This window comes from Microlunatus phosphovorus NM-1 (genome assembly GCF_000270245.1).
Lineage (GTDB): Bacteria > Actinomycetota > Actinomycetes > Propionibacteriales > Propionibacteriaceae > Microlunatus > Microlunatus phosphovorus.
Genome location: NC_015635.1, coordinates 538,482 through 552,263 on the forward strand (window position 1 = coordinate 538,482; position 13,782 = coordinate 552,263).

12 protein-coding genes are annotated in these 13,782 nt (G+C 67.9%); 5 read left to right on the forward strand and 7 right to left on the reverse strand.

What is annotated here, in order from left to right; all coding sequences use genetic code 11:
• Positions 1–8: 8 nt before the first annotated feature.
• The 5 genes from MLP_RS02310 to MLP_RS02330 form a co-directional block, all read right to left on the reverse strand.
• A complete protein-coding gene (locus tag MLP_RS02310) occupies positions 9–1,076 on the reverse strand; it encodes a carboxylate-amine ligase (RefSeq protein ID WP_013861388.1) in 1,068 nt (355 codons plus the stop codon).
• A gap of 25 nt (positions 1,077–1,101) precedes the next feature.
• On the reverse strand, positions 1,102–1,977 hold the full coding sequence (locus MLP_RS02315; protein WP_013861389.1) for a hypothetical protein: 876 nt from the start codon (positions 1,975–1,977) through the stop codon (positions 1,102–1,104).
• A 122-nt stretch (positions 1,978–2,099) separates the two neighbouring features.
• A complete protein-coding gene (panC, locus tag MLP_RS02320; RefSeq protein WP_041789628.1) occupies positions 2,100–2,972 on the reverse strand; it encodes a pantoate--beta-alanine ligase in 873 nt (290 codons plus the stop codon).
• Complete coding sequence (gene panB / locus MLP_RS02325) at positions 2,963–3,802, reverse strand: 3-methyl-2-oxobutanoate hydroxymethyltransferase (RefSeq protein WP_013861391.1); 840 nt, start codon at positions 3,800–3,802, stop codon at positions 2,963–2,965. Before panB ends, panC begins: the two co-directional genes overlap by 10 nt.
• A gap of 268 nt (positions 3,803–4,070) precedes the next feature.
• On the reverse strand, positions 4,071–4,478 hold the full coding sequence (locus MLP_RS02330; protein ID WP_013861392.1) for an adenylyltransferase/cytidyltransferase family protein: 408 nt from the start codon (positions 4,476–4,478) through the stop codon (positions 4,071–4,073).
• 84 nt (positions 4,479–4,562) lie between these two features.
• Between MLP_RS02330 and MLP_RS02335 the strand changes: the two genes are divergently transcribed.
• The 4 genes from MLP_RS02335 to MLP_RS02350 are packed head-to-tail and all read left to right on the forward strand — an operon-like array spanning position 4,563 to position 10,176.
• Positions 4,563–5,756 (forward strand): MalY/PatB family protein, encoded by a 1,194-nt coding sequence (locus tag MLP_RS02335; protein ID WP_013861393.1) that lies wholly within the window; start codon positions 4,563–4,565, stop codon positions 5,754–5,756.
• Positions 5,757–5,809: 53 nt separating this feature from the next.
• On the forward strand, positions 5,810–6,958 hold the full coding sequence (locus tag MLP_RS02340; RefSeq protein ID WP_041789630.1) for a Gfo/Idh/MocA family protein: 1,149 nt from the start codon (positions 5,810–5,812) through the stop codon (positions 6,956–6,958).
• A 1-nt stretch (position 6,959) separates the two neighbouring features.
• Positions 6,960–9,539: a PEP/pyruvate-binding domain-containing protein gene (locus MLP_RS02345; RefSeq protein WP_013861395.1), complete on the forward strand. Its 2,580-nt coding sequence runs from the start codon at positions 6,960–6,962 to the stop codon at positions 9,537–9,539.
• Positions 9,540–9,576: 37 nt separating this feature from the next.
• A complete protein-coding gene (locus MLP_RS02350; protein ID WP_013861396.1) occupies positions 9,577–10,176 on the forward strand; it encodes a DNA-3-methyladenine glycosylase in 600 nt (199 codons plus the stop codon).
• Positions 10,177–10,271: 95 nt separating this feature from the next.
• Here the strand turns inward: MLP_RS02350 and MLP_RS02355 are convergent, their stop codons facing one another.
• The gene (locus MLP_RS02355) at positions 10,272–11,630 is read right to left on the reverse strand and encodes a mercuric reductase (RefSeq protein ID WP_013861397.1); all 1,359 of its coding nucleotides are present in this window, start codon (positions 11,628–11,630) and stop codon (positions 10,272–10,274) included.
• Positions 11,631–11,789: 159 nt separating this feature from the next.
• Between MLP_RS02355 and MLP_RS25940 the strand changes: the two genes are divergently transcribed.
• A complete protein-coding gene (locus MLP_RS25940; RefSeq protein ID WP_013861398.1) occupies positions 11,790–12,734 on the forward strand; it encodes an SH3 domain-containing protein in 945 nt (314 codons plus the stop codon).
• A 352-nt stretch (positions 12,735–13,086) separates the two neighbouring features.
• Here the strand turns inward: MLP_RS25940 and MLP_RS02365 are convergent, their stop codons facing one another.
• The gene (locus MLP_RS02365) at positions 13,087–13,707 is read right to left on the reverse strand and encodes a TetR/AcrR family transcriptional regulator (RefSeq protein WP_013861399.1); all 621 of its coding nucleotides are present in this window, start codon (positions 13,705–13,707) and stop codon (positions 13,087–13,089) included.
• Positions 13,708–13,782 lie beyond the last annotated feature (75 nt).

A 13,782-nucleotide genomic window follows, 5' to 3' on the forward strand; every position in this document is an offset into this window, starting at 1 on the left:
CGATCCTCTCAGCTCGCGGTCAGCTCAGCCGTGCGACGCACCACCGAGCTCAGGTCACCGTTCCGGGCCCAACGACGCTGCTGCTCCGCGCCGATGCCTCGGTCCAGCAACTGCGCGAGCAGATCTCCCACGATCTGTTGATCGCCCTGGTCGGCCAACACCTCGCCGACATGATCGATCAGTGCCGCGACCACCTGTGTCGCGGGCCGCGGGGTTCCGAGCAGCGGATCCAACAGGTCGTCCGCGAGACCGGACCGGCTGGCACGCCAGGTCGCCAGTCGCAACACCGAGGTGTCGACGGCTGGAGCAGGCTCGCCCGAGCGCCAGGCGCGCGCGGCGGTCTCGACCAGTGCCCGCACCAGGGCCGCGATGAGCAGGGCGTCGTCTCGGTGCAGACAGACGTCGGCGATTCGGATCTCCACCGTCGGCAGGTGATGCGAGAGCCGGGAATCGAAGTAGAGCATGCCCTTGTCGAACAGGACCCCAGTCGCCAGGAGCCGTTCGATCTCGGTGTCGTAGCCGGCCGCTGAGCCGAACCGGTCAGTCGGCCCAGCGGTGGGCAGGCGCCGCCAGACCTGTGATCGGAAGCTCGCGTACCCGCTGTCGACGCCCTGCCAGTACGGCGAGTTCGCCGACAGCGCCTGCAGGACCGGCAACCAGACTCGGATCCGATCCATGACCGCGACGCCCTCCTCGCGGGAGTCGATCCCGACGTGTACGTGGCAGCCGCACGTCAACTGTTCGGCGGTCGTCAACGCGAACGCCGTGACCATTCGTTGGTAGCGCGGCTTGATCGTCACCTCCGGAGTCACGGGCAGGGGAGAGGTACCGACGGCCACGATCCGGGCGCCGGCCTGCTCGGCTGCGGAGGCCGCCGCCGAACGCCAGTGCCGCAACTCGTCCGCGACCCCGTCGAGCGTCTCGCATGGCCGGGTGCCGATCTCGATCTGTTGTTGCTGCAACTCGGCTTCGAGCCCGTCGTCGCCAACTGCCAGCACCGATCCGGCGACGGCGACCGGTGCGCCGCTGTCGGGATCGACCAGCAAGAGCTCTTCCTCGACACCGATAGTCCGCATGGGCACTCAGTCTGCCGGGTCCGGCTCAGAGCGCGTCGTACGCCTCCCGCGCCGCGCGGACCTGACCCTGCAATTCAGCCACGGTGGCTTGGGTGTCTGCGGCCCGCTGTTCCGCCAGAGTCTTCGTTTGCTCGATGTCGCTCAGCTGGGACTTCAGTGCGGTGATCTGGTCGGCCAACTCCGCGACCTGCTCGGCAGCTTCCTCCGCCTCGTCAGCGGCTCGATCGAGCGCTGCCTCGGCGGCATGCAGACGGTGTTCGGCCTCGGTGCGGGCTTGCTCGGCTCGCAGTTGCTCTTCTCGAGCCCGCCGCGCCCGAGCCCGTTCGAGCTCGTCCATCGGTGGCTCGTCGGGCGCCGACTCGCTCACTTCACCAGCGGTTGGAGAAGGAGCAACGCCTGGCGGAGCAGCGGCGTTCGGGGAAGGAATGAGTGGTCCGAATCCGCCGTAGCTATGGGCTTCCGTGACGACTCCGGCTCGTACCTGCTCGGCGACAGCGGGCTCCGCCAGCGCCGCCTGAAGCGTCTGGCTGACCTCTTGGCGGACCGTCTCGGTCGCGCGATAGCCGCGAGCCTCGGCCAGCGTGACCGCCCGCCGGCTGGCTGCGGTCAGCACCGCGTTCCGTTGCGTCGACAGTCGTCGCAGCTCCGTGGCCGACAACTGCTCCTGCGCAACTCGCAGGGCCGCCCCGAGTTCCAGCAGCTCAGCGAGTTCCTCGGCTGCCGAACGGGCGTACAGATTGACCAACCAAGCAGATCTGGTCGGCTTGCGGAGCTTGCCGATCGCCGCTGCCAGGGATCGATCACCGGCCAGTCGAGCGGCCCGCACCAGCTCCGTACGCCGGGGGATGAAGGCGTCAGGGTCGACTCCGTAGAGCTCCGCGGCTGCCGACTCCAGATCCACTTGGCTCAGTATTCACGACTTCGGAAGACCTCACCGCTGTGGCACAGGGACGAAGGCGACAAGCCGCAATAGGCTGCGCGATCTTGTCGTGAACTCCCGGCAGGATCGCGCAGCTTCGAGACTCAGGGCCGCTCAGGTCCGGGAAAGACCAACTCGATGTTGTCGATCAGCCGGGTGGTGCCGACCCGAGCGGCGACCACGGCGAGTCCGGGCCCCGTGTAGTCGTCGGGCAGCGGCGCCATCGTCGTGCCGTTCACGACGCTGATGTAGTCCACCTCGATCTCGCCGGCATCGACCGCGACCGTCAGCAGACGTGATGCCGCCGCCAATGCAGCAGCCGGAGCGGGCTCCTGCGCCGCGGCCCGAAGCGAGGCACTCAGCACCAGAGCAGAGGCGCGTTCGGCCGGGCTGAGGAACCGGTTCCTGCTCGACATGGCGAGCCCGTCCTCCTCGCGTACGATCGGCGCCCCGACGATGTCGACGTCGACATTGAGATCACGCACCATCCGCCGGATGCAGGCCAGCTGCTGGGCGTCCTTGCGGCCGAAGATCGCCACACTGGGTCGGACGATGTTGAGGAGTTTCAGCACCACGGTCAGCACGCCGTCGAAATGGCCCGGTCGGAACGCACCCTCCAGCACCTCGCCGATCGCTCCGGCCTTGACGCTGACCTGACGCCCCGCCGGATAGATCTCCGCGACGGTCGGCGTGAAGACCAGGTCGACGCCGGCCTTCTTGGCCTTCTTCAGGTCACGCTCCAGCGTTCGCGGATATTTCGCGTAGTCCTCGTTGGGTCCGAACTGCAACGGATTCACGAAGATGCTCATGATCACCACATCGGCGATCCCGCGGGCCAGCCGGACGAGAGACAGATGCCCGTCGTGCAGCGCGCCCATGGTCGGCACGTACGCGATCACGGGCGGGGTGGCGCCGGCCATCAGCTCTGATCGAGCCAGTTCCAACTCGGAGATGCTGGCCGCGACCTTCACGACCATCCTCCGGTGAAGGCATGCTCCTCGCTCGGGAAGGATCCGTCACGCACGTCGGTGACGTAGTGCTCGACTGCTTCGCTGATCACGCTGTCCAGGTTGGCGTACCGCTTGACGAAGCGAGGCAGCTTTCCCGTCCGCAGCCCGAGCATGTCCTGCCAGACGAGCACCTGCGCGTCGCAGTCCGGGCCGGCGCCGATCCCGACGGTCGGGATGGGGATCTCGGCGGTCACCCGCTTGGCCACGTCGACGGGCACCATCTCCAAGACGACGGCGAACGCGCCCGCCTCGGCGACCGCGTGGGCGTCGGCGAGAACCCGGTCGGCGGCATCGCCGCCCCGGCCCTGGACGCGGTAGCCGCCGAGGGCATGCTCACTCTGCGGCGTGAAACCGATATGTCCCATCACCGGGATGCCTGCGCTGACCACCTTGCGAATCTGCTCGACGACACGCACGCCGCCCTCGAGCTTGACCGCGTGCGCACCGGTCTCCTTCATGAACCGGATCGCGGTCCCCAACGCCTGGTCGGGGCCCCTCTCGTACGAACCGAACGGCAGGTCGGCCACCACCAGCGCCCGGTTGGTGCTCCGGACCACCGCGCGGGCGAGAGGGATCAGTTCATCGACCGTGATCGGCAGGGTGGAGTCGTAGCCGTAGACGGTGTTGGCGGCGGAGTCACCGACCAGCAGCGCCCAGACACCGGCCTGCTCGAACAGGGCCGCGGTGTAGGTGTCATAGCTGGTCAGCATCGCCCAACGCTCATGACGCTGCTTGGCCTGCTGGAGGTCGGGGATCCTGATCCGGCGAGCGGGTACGTCTGCGGTCGTCCGCGACACGTCGCCACACCTCCTCCGTCATGGTCCGCCAGGCGGTGGACCGAATGCCAACGACGAACCTAACGCATCGGCGAGAGGGCTGATTCCAGTCCAAGCCGGGGGGGTTAGGGACCCGCTGATCAATGCGGCCCGGCTGCGCGGTGCCCAGGCACGCACCTCGCGGCGTTCTCGTCGGTCGCGATACAACCCCGGTATCACTCCCTCCTCGGCCTGGCGAGGCATGCACCTGGACACCGCTCGCTGTCGGACCCCATCAATCAGCGAATCCCTAGCCGATCGGGCGGGTGGTGACGATGTGCTCGATGATCGCTGTGGTGGAGACCGACGGCGTGCGCGGCAAATAGACGACCTCGCAGACGTCGGACACCCAGTCGAATCGGCCCGTCCAGTCGTCGCCCATCACCAGCACATCGGCCTCATGCTGGAGGATGTAGTCCTTTTTGAGTTCCAGGCTCTCCTCGACGAACACCTCGTCGACGACCTTGAGGTTGGACACCAGTTCAACTCGCTCGTCCTGGGAGAAGACCGGATTGCGGCCCTTCTTGGAAAAGTTCAGAGCGTCGGAGGAGACCCCGACCACCAACCGGTCACCGTACGCTGCAGCGCGGTTCAGGACCCGGACATGGCCGACGTGCAGCACGTCGAAAGTGCCGAACGTGATCACGGTCTTGGCCATGGTGCATTTCCTCCGGGGCAGTCTCTCCAGGCGGGCCGATCACCCGTCTGCTCGGGTCACCTTAGTCGACAGGAGAATGTCGGCGTGGACAATCCCTTCGCGCGCTACACCTTCGCCGATCTGGTCGGTCGTCGGACCCTGAAGTGGCAGGCGTATCCGTCCGGCGTGATCCCGATGTGGGTGGCCGAGATGGACACCGATCTGGCCGAACCGGTACGCGAGGCGGTGATCGACGCCGTGCGCCGGGGAGAGGTGGGCTATCCCAGCGGACGGGCCTATCCCGAGGCACTGGCCGGCTTCGCCGCCGAGCTGTGGGACTGGCCGATCGATCCGGACACCTTGCGGCACACCACGGATGTGATCACGGGAATGGCGCATGTCGCCGAGCTCGTCACCCCAGCAGACGGTGTGCTCGTCATCACCACGCCGATCTATCCGCCGTTCCTGTCTCTGCCCGTGCTCACCAAGCGGGCCGTTCAGTATGTGTCGCAGACCGAAGCGGGGCGCCTCGACCTCGAGGCACTGGCGGCCACGTTTGCGGCGATCAGAGCGGAGGGACTCCAGCCCACCCTGCTGCTGTGCAATCCGTACAACCCCACCGGCGTGGCGCACACCCGTGCGGAGCTGACCGCACTCGCGACGCTGGCGGGAGAGTACGGCGCCCGCGTCGTCTCCGACGAGATCCACGCCCCGATCGTCCATCCGGGTGTGGTGTTCACGCCGTATCTGTCGGTGCCCGGAGCCGAACGCGCGTACGCCGTCCACTCGGCATCCAAGGCGTTCAATCTGCCCGGGCTCAAGGCGGCCCTGATCGTGCCCGGTGCGGAGGCGATCGCCGAGCTGACCGAGGGACTGCCGCCGGTGGTCGACATGAGCGCCAGCTCGATGGGCATCCTTGCCCACGCGGTCGCGCTGAGCGAGGGACGGAGCTGGCTGACCGAGCACCTCAACGGGCTGGCGGCCAACCGGGCCCTACTTGCCGACCTGCTCGCCGAGCAACTGCCGGCCGTACGCTGGCGCGAGCCCGAGGCGACCTATCTCGCCTGGCTGGACTGTCGAGCACTCGACTTGGGCGATGACCCGGCCGCGGTCTTTCTCGAGCGGAGCCAGGTTGGGCTCAGCAGCGGCCTGGCGTTCGGTCCGGATGGCGAGGGCCATGTGCGACTGAACTTCGCCACCGCGCCGAGCACGCTGACCGAGGTCGTGACCCGAATGCGCTCCGTCGCGAGCGGCCGTGAGGCGGAGCGAGTCCTGGGAGCGCAGCCGAATAGCGAGTGACGAAGGCACAGTGAGCGACGACAACACAGAGTGACGACCAATAGGGTTACGTCATGGTGAACGCGTCCACACGACGACGAGTGGCGATCCTCGGTGCCGGCATGATCGGGGAGGTCCATCGTCGAGCTGCCCTGCTGGCCGGTGCGGAGATCGTCGGGGTCATGGCTTCGACTCCCGAGCGGTCGGCCGCGGTGGCGACGGCCTGGGGCGTCGAGCAGGCGTACGGCAGCATCGACGACGTGCTGGCCAGCGATGTGGAGATCGCCCACATCTGCACCCCGAACTCCTCCCATGTGCCGTACGCGACCGCGCTGATGGAGTCCGGCAAGCATGTGCTGTGCGAGAAGCCGCTCGGAGTGGGTCTGGCCGATGCGCGCCATGCGGCCGAGGTCGCAGAGCGCACCGGCATGGTGAACACGATGCCGTTCGCCTATCGCTTCCATCCGATGGTCCGCGAGCTGCGGGCTCGGGTGCAGAGCGCGGAGTTCGGTGCGGTCAACCTGATGCACGGTAGCTACCTGCAGGACTGGTTGCTCAACCCGCGGGCCACGTCCTGGCGCGTCGATCCTGCGGCCGGTGGGCCGTCCAGGGCGTTCGGCGACATCGGCTCGCACTGGTGCGACCTGGTCGAGTGGGTGACCGGTGATCGGATCGCCGAACTGGTGTCGACGACCTCGATCACGGTCAAGCAACGGCCGGCGGCGACCGCAGCGAGTTTTTCCGCGGTGGCCAGCGATGCTCCGCTGATCGATGTGACCACCGAGGACTCCGCGCTGATCATGTTCCGGACCGCCAAGGACGTGGCCGGCTCCGCGGTGATCAGCCAGTTGAGCGCCGGCCGCAAGAACCGGCTGTGGATCGAGGTCGACGGTATGCACCAGAGTGCGGTGTTCGATCAGGAGCAGCCGGAGCGGCTGTGGATCGGAGAGGACACGGCCTCCCACCTCCTGGTCCGCGATCCCAATCAGGGGAGCGCTGAGCAACGGCGGCTGGCGACGCTGCCGGCTGGCCACGCGCAGGGGTATGCCCAGTGTTTCGAAGCCTACGTCGCGGACTCCTATGCCGCCGTGGACGCGTACCAGGGCCGAGGAGAGGTGCCGGACGGGCTGCCGACGTTCACCGACGGTGCCCGAGCCGCAGCGATCTGTGACGCGATGCTACGGTCGGCAGTCAGCCGCACCTGGGTCACTGTGGAGGGCTGACATGGCCGTGATGACGCATACCGACTTCATCCACCCGTTGAACGTGCCGGGTGGGGAGTTGTCGCTGCTCGGCGGCAAGGGCGAGGCCCTCGTGCGGCTGACCGAGGCCGGCTTCAACGTGCCGGACGGGTTCTGCCTGACCACCGACGCGTACACCGCCTTCGTCGCCGCGAACGGACTCGGTCCGGTCATCGCGGATCTCACCCGCACGCTCGACCCGGACGATCTGGCGGCCGTCGAGCGAGTGTCGGGGATCATCACCACCGGTTTCGAGGCCGGCGACGTACCTTCCAGCGTGGTCAACCAGGTTCGCGGCGGCTATGCCGCGCTCGGTCATGTCCGGGTCGGGGTGCGGTCGTCGGCGACCACGGAGGACCTGCCGACCGCTTCCTTCGCGGGCCAGCAGGACAGCTTCCTCGACATCGGCGACATCGGGTCGCTGCTGCAGGCGGTACGCCGGTGCTGGGCCTCGGTCTGGTCGCCGCGGGCGCTGGTCTATCGGGCACGGCAGGGCGTCTCCAACGCCGACGTGGCAGTGGCCGTCGTCGTCCAGCGGATGATCAACGCCCAGGTCTCCGGGGTGCTGTTCACGGTCGACCCGGTGACCGGCCTGGACAGTGCGATCACGATCAACTCCGCCTGGGGGCTCGGCCAGGCCGTGGTGGACGGGGATGTCAGCCCCGACACCTTCGTGATCGACCGACGCTCCGGCCGGCTGACCAAGCAGCGCACCGGGACCAAGGAGGTGATGGCCGTCCGGTCCGCCCGCGGCATCACCTTGGCCCGGGTGCCGCAGAATCTGCGACACCGGCCCAGTTTGTCGAAGGCGCAAGCACTTCGGCTGGCTCGCCTGGGGCGGCGGATCGAGGCTGTCTTCCAGCAGCCGGTGGATGTCGAATGGTGCCGGGTCGATTCCGAACTGCATGTGCTGCAGGCTCGGCCGGTCACCGCGGCCGGCCGGACCGACCCCTGGAACGACAGCTACCGGGGCGACTTCCTGTGGAGCAATACCAATGTCGGCGAGGCGATCCCGGATGTGATGACCCCGGCCAGTTGGTCGATGGTCCAGGTCTTCCTCCGCGATGCGATGGCGACCGCCTCGATCCCGCCGTACGTCGGCTATGGCCGGATCGCCGGCCACATCTACCTCAACGTCAGCGTGATGAAGACCCTCAGCGGCATCGTGGGGGTCAACGAGAAGAGTTTCCGATCCCTGACCGAGGAGGTCTTCGGTCATCTTCCCGATGATGTGGTGATCCCACCGGTGCCCGCGTCCTGGTCGACGGTGATGCGGTCGGTGGTGCCGGTCGGGCTGCACGTGCTGTCGGAGGTCCATCGAGATGTACGCAAGCTCGACGACTATCTGGCCGAGCATCCCGCGCTGTGCTCCCGGCGGCGCACCGAGATCGCCGAGATCACCGAGCCTGCGGCCCTGGCGAGAATGTGGCGCAAGACGCTGGAGCCGGAGTTCCACAAGGCCAGCCTGATGCTCTCGGCGGCCACCCGGAGCAGCGGTGCCTCCTTCGTCACTACGCGCAAACGACTGCAGGGCATGGTCGGTCCGATCGGCGCGAACGCGGTGACCACCGGACTCGGCGGCGAGGCCGGCCAACTCGCCAGCATGGATCTGATCAAGGGTCTGGATCTGCTCGATGCCGGGAAGATCGACGAGGCCACCTTCAACGAGCGTTACGGCCATCGCGGGCCGCACGAGTTCGAGATCTCCCAGCCCAGGTCCGGGGAGGACCCGGCCTGGTTGTCGGCGCAGCGCGGCCAGCGCACCCCCGAGGTGCAGGCCGGCGTCGAGGCTCGGCAGGAGAAGCAGGCCCAGGTGCGGGAGCTGGCCTGGATCCGACTGGGACGCAAGTTCCCACTGCAGGCGTGGGTGGTGCGCCGACAGGTTGCTCAGTGGGGACGGATCGCCCGCAATCGCGAGCTCGCCCGAAGCGAGGTCATCCGCTATTTCTGGGTGCTCCGGGCCTTCGCGCTCCGAGCCGGCGAGTTGACCGGCCTGGGCGACGACATCTTCTTCCTGGAACTGCCGGAGATCCTCGATGCGTTGGCCGGGGACGTGCTCGACGCCGACGAGATCAAGCTCCGCCGGAAGGTCTACGACGACTACGTGGCGCTGCCGCCGCTGCCCGGACTGATCCGGGGACGGTTCGATCCGTTCGCCTGGGCCAAGAACCCGAGCAGCCGGGTGGATCCGCGCGCGGTCAGCGCCAGCGAGAAGGCTCCGGCCGGTGGTGACGTCGCGGCCACGGTCAGCGGCTTCCCCGGTTCGGCCGGCATCGTCGAGGGCACCGCGCGGGTGATCATCTCGGCGGCCGAGGGCGCCCGGTTGAAGCCTGGCGACATCCTGGTCACCAATGTCACGAACGTGGGCTGGACGCCGCTGTTCCCGCGAGCGGCTGCGGTCGTCACCAATGTCGGCGCCCCGCTCTCGCACGCGGCGATCGTGGCTCGCGAGCTCGGCATCCCGGCGGTGGTCGGTTGCGGCAACGCGACCGAGGTGATCGCCGATGGTGATCGGGTCCGGGTCGACGGCTCCACCGGCCGGGTCTCGGTGCTGCGATCCTGAGCGATGCTGCATTGATTCCTCCCACCACCCCGCTGCCTTGAATTCCTCCCACCACCCACCCCGGGATCGGCTGCTGGGCCCTGTCGAGCTGGTCGCGCCGACCATTCTCGGGGCGACGCTGTCGCACGCCGGGGTGACCGTGCGGATCACCGAGGTCGAGGCGTATGCGGGGGAGCGGGACCCCGCCTCGCATGCTTATCGAGGCGAGACCGCGCGAAACGCGGTGATGTTCGGTCCGCCGGGGCATCTGTATGTCTACTTCACCTACGGCATGCATCACGCCTGCAATGTGGTCTGCGGGCCGGCCGGCGTCGGCACCGGAGCGTTGGTCCGTGCCGGCGAGGTGGTCGATGGCTGTGAGTTGGCTCGGGATCGGCGCGGTGCGCGGGTCCGGGAACGCGATCTGGCCCGTGGACCGGGCCGGCTGGCCCAGGCGTTGGGCATCACGCTGGCCGACGGCGGTGCCGATCTGTTCGCGGACGGTCCCGCACGGCTGGTGCTGGACGCCTATCCCCCGGAGTTCGTTGCAACAGGCCCGCGGGTCGGGGTCAGCCTGGCCGCCGATGTGCCCTGGCGGTTCTGGATCGCCGGCGATCCGTACGTCTCGGACTACAAGCGCAGCCCGCGCGCGCCTTGAGGCGGGCTCGGCGTGCGGAATATGTGCACCGACTGGGCTCAAACGGGTCCGACACGCCAATAGGCCGGCCGGTCGGGGCGAGTTTGCCGCAGAGTTCATTCCAGCGGCTTCAGGGAGCCCAGGATTGACGGTAGGAACTCGGCGACCGTCGGGTGGATCGGCAAGGCGTCGCGCAGGATCGGGTAGCTGATCCCGGCCTGCAGCGCGAGTCCGACGATCTGGACGACGTCGTCGGCCTGCATCCCGAGGATGGTGGCGCCCAGGATTTCCTCGGTGTCGGCGTCCACCAGGATCCGCATCAGACCGGCGGTCTCGCCCTCCAGGCGGGCCCGGCTGACCGCGGACATCGGCGTCTCAGCGACCAGCACCTGGCGGCCTGAGGCTCCGGCTTCGGCGTTGGTCATCCCGACCCGGCCGAGCGGCGGGTCGGTGAACATCGCGTACGTGGTCACCCGCCCGGTCACCGTGCGCGGCGGAGTCAGCAGGATCTGGCTGTCCTGGTAGGCGGTGTGGGTGAACGCGCCGTGACCGTTCACGTCGCCCAGAGCCCAGATGCCGGGCAGCGAGGTCTCGTAGCGAGGTCCGATCCGGACGAATCCGCGCTCGTCGGTGGCCAGGCCGTGGTCCGGTCCCAGCAGATCGAGGTTCGAGGTCCGGCCGGTGGCCACCAGCAGGTGCGATCCGATGACCGGCTCGCCGCCGTCGTCGGTCTCGACGCGGATGCCGTCGCCGTCTGGTCCGACCCGGGTCGGTCGGGTGTTGCGGATGACCACGCCCTCGCCGGTGAGGATGTCGTGCAGCGCCTGCGCGACGTCGGGATCCTCGCGGGCGGCGATGCCGCTGCCGGCCAGGATCGTGACCTCGGAGCCGAACCGGCGGAACATCTGGCCGAATTCCAGCCCGATGTAGCCCCCGCCGACGATCACCAGGTGGCGCGGGAGCGCAGTCAGCCGGAGTAGTTCGACCTCGGTCAGGTACTGCACTGTGTCCAGGCCTGGGATCGCCGGGATGGCAGCCCGGCCGCCGAGATCGAGATAGATCCGGCCGGAGGCGTGCGTCTGATCGCCGACCGTGACCCGATGCTCCCGACCGGTGGGATCGCCGATCAGGGTGGCGGTTCGAGTATCCAACTCGAGCCCGTCGATGCTCAGCAGCCAGCTGTGCAGGCCGTCGCGCATGTCGTCGATCAGCGTGTGCACCCGCTGGATCGCGGCCGGGAAGTCGACCTCGACCTGGCCGGTGTAGACGCCGTACTCGGTTGCTCGCCGTGCCTGATGGGCGACCACAGCGCTGGCTCGCAGCGCTTTGGTCGGCCGACACCCGTGGTTCAGGCAGGTGCCTCCGACGCGATCCATCTCCACCAGCAGCACGTGGTCGCCCTCGGCCGCCAGGGCCGCCGCCACACTCGGTCCTGCTTGCCCGGCTCCGATCACGATCGCGTCGTAGTGACTCATGGAGTCCTCCCCATCGGTATTTCCTCGCCGCCCAAGATAGTGCTCACCGGCACTAGCAGCGGCCTGTGACGTACGTCTCTGGATTTGGGTACCGCCGGTGACCTGTGCTTCGCTTACCCGTCGTTTGATAACGAAATGGTCTCGGAAAGGACCCTAGCTGTGCGAGTACAGCCCCGTCGGGCACTCAAGACGCCCTTTGGCGTCCGCGCTGCCCGAGTCGCTGGGCCGGCGGTCGTTGCCGGCGCACTGATCACCACCGCAGCGGTCTCGGCATGGCCGAATCCGTCGCTGGCGTCTGTCCCGGTCGAGGACATTCCGCTTGCGTCGGCGTCGCCGTCCGCGACCGTCCCAGCGGCGGAGTCGCAGCGCGGGGATCGAGCCGTGCGCGCCGATCGCAGCCGGATCCGAGCCGCCCTGACCGAGGCCGACGAGAAGGTCCTCATGCTCGAGGCGGCGTCCAAGAAGGCAGCCGCGGAGGCCAGGAAGGCTGCCGCCGAGCGCCGGACGAAGGAATTGCGGGAGAGCATCATCGGCTCGCGCTACACCACGGCGGCCCTCAAGGTGCGGACCAAGCCCGCCAAGAACGCGAAGTCGGTCGACGTCATCGACTCCGCCAAGAAGATCAAGGTCACCGGGACCGTCGAGAAGGGTTACCGGCAGATCGTGGTCGACGGCAAGGCTCGCTGGGTCACCAATGAGTACCTGAGCAAGAAGAAGCCGTCGGCGGACTCGGCCGCCGGCGTCTCCGGTGCGGCCTGCAGCAAGAGCAGCGGCATCGAATCGGGCCTGGTGTCGAACGCCAAGTTGGTCTACCGCGCCATCTGCGCCGCCTTCCCGGAGGTCAGCTCGTACGGCGGTCGTCGGGCCAGCAACGACTTCCACGGCACTGGCCAAGCCGTCGACGCGATGATCTCTGACTCGGCCGCCGGGTGGCGGCTGGCGAACTGGGTACGTGCCCACGCCTCCGAACTCGGCGTCAGCGAGGTCATCTACTCCCAGAAGATCTGGACCGTGCAGCGCTCCGGCGAAGGCTGGCGCGGCATGTCCGACCGCGGCTCGGCGACCGCCAACCACTACGACCACGTGCACGTCAGCGTCTACTGAGGAAGAGTTGGGTGGCTCGATCGGACCTTCGTGGTTCACCGAAAAGGAGAAGCCGCCCTCGAGAAGGAGCAGTTACAGGGCAAACCTGCGATTCCCCTGTAACTGCTCCTTTTCGATGAAGCACTCAACGATGCGCCGTATGCCGTCGACGTCAGGGGTGCGCATCGAGAAAACGAGTGATCAGTCCGGCGAGCGCTCGAGGTCTCTCGATCATCGGGAGGTGTCCAGTGTCGAGGTCCTCGTGCCAGGTCGCGTCGAGGTGTCCGGCGAACCGTGTTCCAGTGCCGGCGACAGCTCGCGGTCATCCGTGGCTATTCGTGGCCCGGCGGCGCCAACCAGGATGCGGCTCACGTCAGCGGAGCAGGGCGTGGCGAAAGGTGTCGGCCAACCAGGCGGTGAACTCGTCTGGGGTCCAGCCTTGGTCCTGCAGGAGCCAGCGGGGCTCGTTGGAGTTCAGTGCCCAGAGGATGTCGGCGGCCTTCTCCACCTCGAGGTCCTCGCGCAGCCAGCCGGCGGCGTGCCAGTGTCGGACCCAGATGGCGCTTCCCATCCGTCGTTCCTCGCTGATCGTGCGGGCGAAGGAGGCCAGCGTGGCGTCGGTGTCGCTTGAGCCCAGAAACACGCGGAGGAGCGGATCGACGCGTTCGGAGATCACCTGGGCCAGCTTGGCGTAGGCGGTGACGGCTTCGACGGGGCCGGTGGCGTTGAACACCGCGAGTGCCTCCGGCCGCTGGGCGAGCGGCACCTCCTCGTCGTCGGCGACGAGCGCGGTGTCGTACACCGCCTTCAGGAGTCCGGCCTTGCCGCCGAAGGTCTTGTAGATCGTCTCTTGTGACACCTCAGCTTCCTCGGCGACGAGCCGGATGGTCGTGCCGGCGAACCCGTGCTCGAGGAACGACACACGAGCCGCACTGAGGACGCGGGCTCGTGTTGCTCGGGCAGCGGCGGTGCGGGCGCTGTTGTCGTAGGCCACGTGGTCTCCGGTCGAAAAAGGGTGTTGCGCAATCTTTCGATACAGCCTACTGTAGTAATTGATTCCAGTTCACTG

Excerpts from the sequence above, each read along its gene's own strand:
- MLP_RS02310 (WP_013861388.1), bottom strand. The coding sequence starts at position 1,076 with ATGCGGACTATCGGTGTCGAGGAAGAGCTCTTGCTGGTCGATCCCGAC.
- panC (WP_041789628.1), bottom strand. The coding sequence starts at position 2,972 with ATGGTCGTGAAGGTCGCGGCCAGCATCTCCGAGTTGGAACTGGCTCGA.
- MLP_RS02330 (WP_013861392.1), bottom strand. The coding sequence starts at position 4,478 with ATGGCCAAGACCGTGATCACGTTCGGCACTTTCGACGTGCTGCACGTC.
- MLP_RS02340 (WP_041789630.1), top strand. The coding sequence starts at position 5,810 with ATGGTGAACGCGTCCACACGACGACGAGTGGCGATCCTCGGTGCCGGC.
- MLP_RS02345 (WP_013861395.1), top strand. The coding sequence starts at position 6,960 with ATGGCCGTGATGACGCATACCGACTTCATCCACCCGTTGAACGTGCCG.
- MLP_RS02355 (WP_013861397.1), bottom strand. The coding sequence starts at position 11,630 with ATGAGTCACTACGACGCGATCGTGATCGGAGCCGGGCAAGCAGGACCG.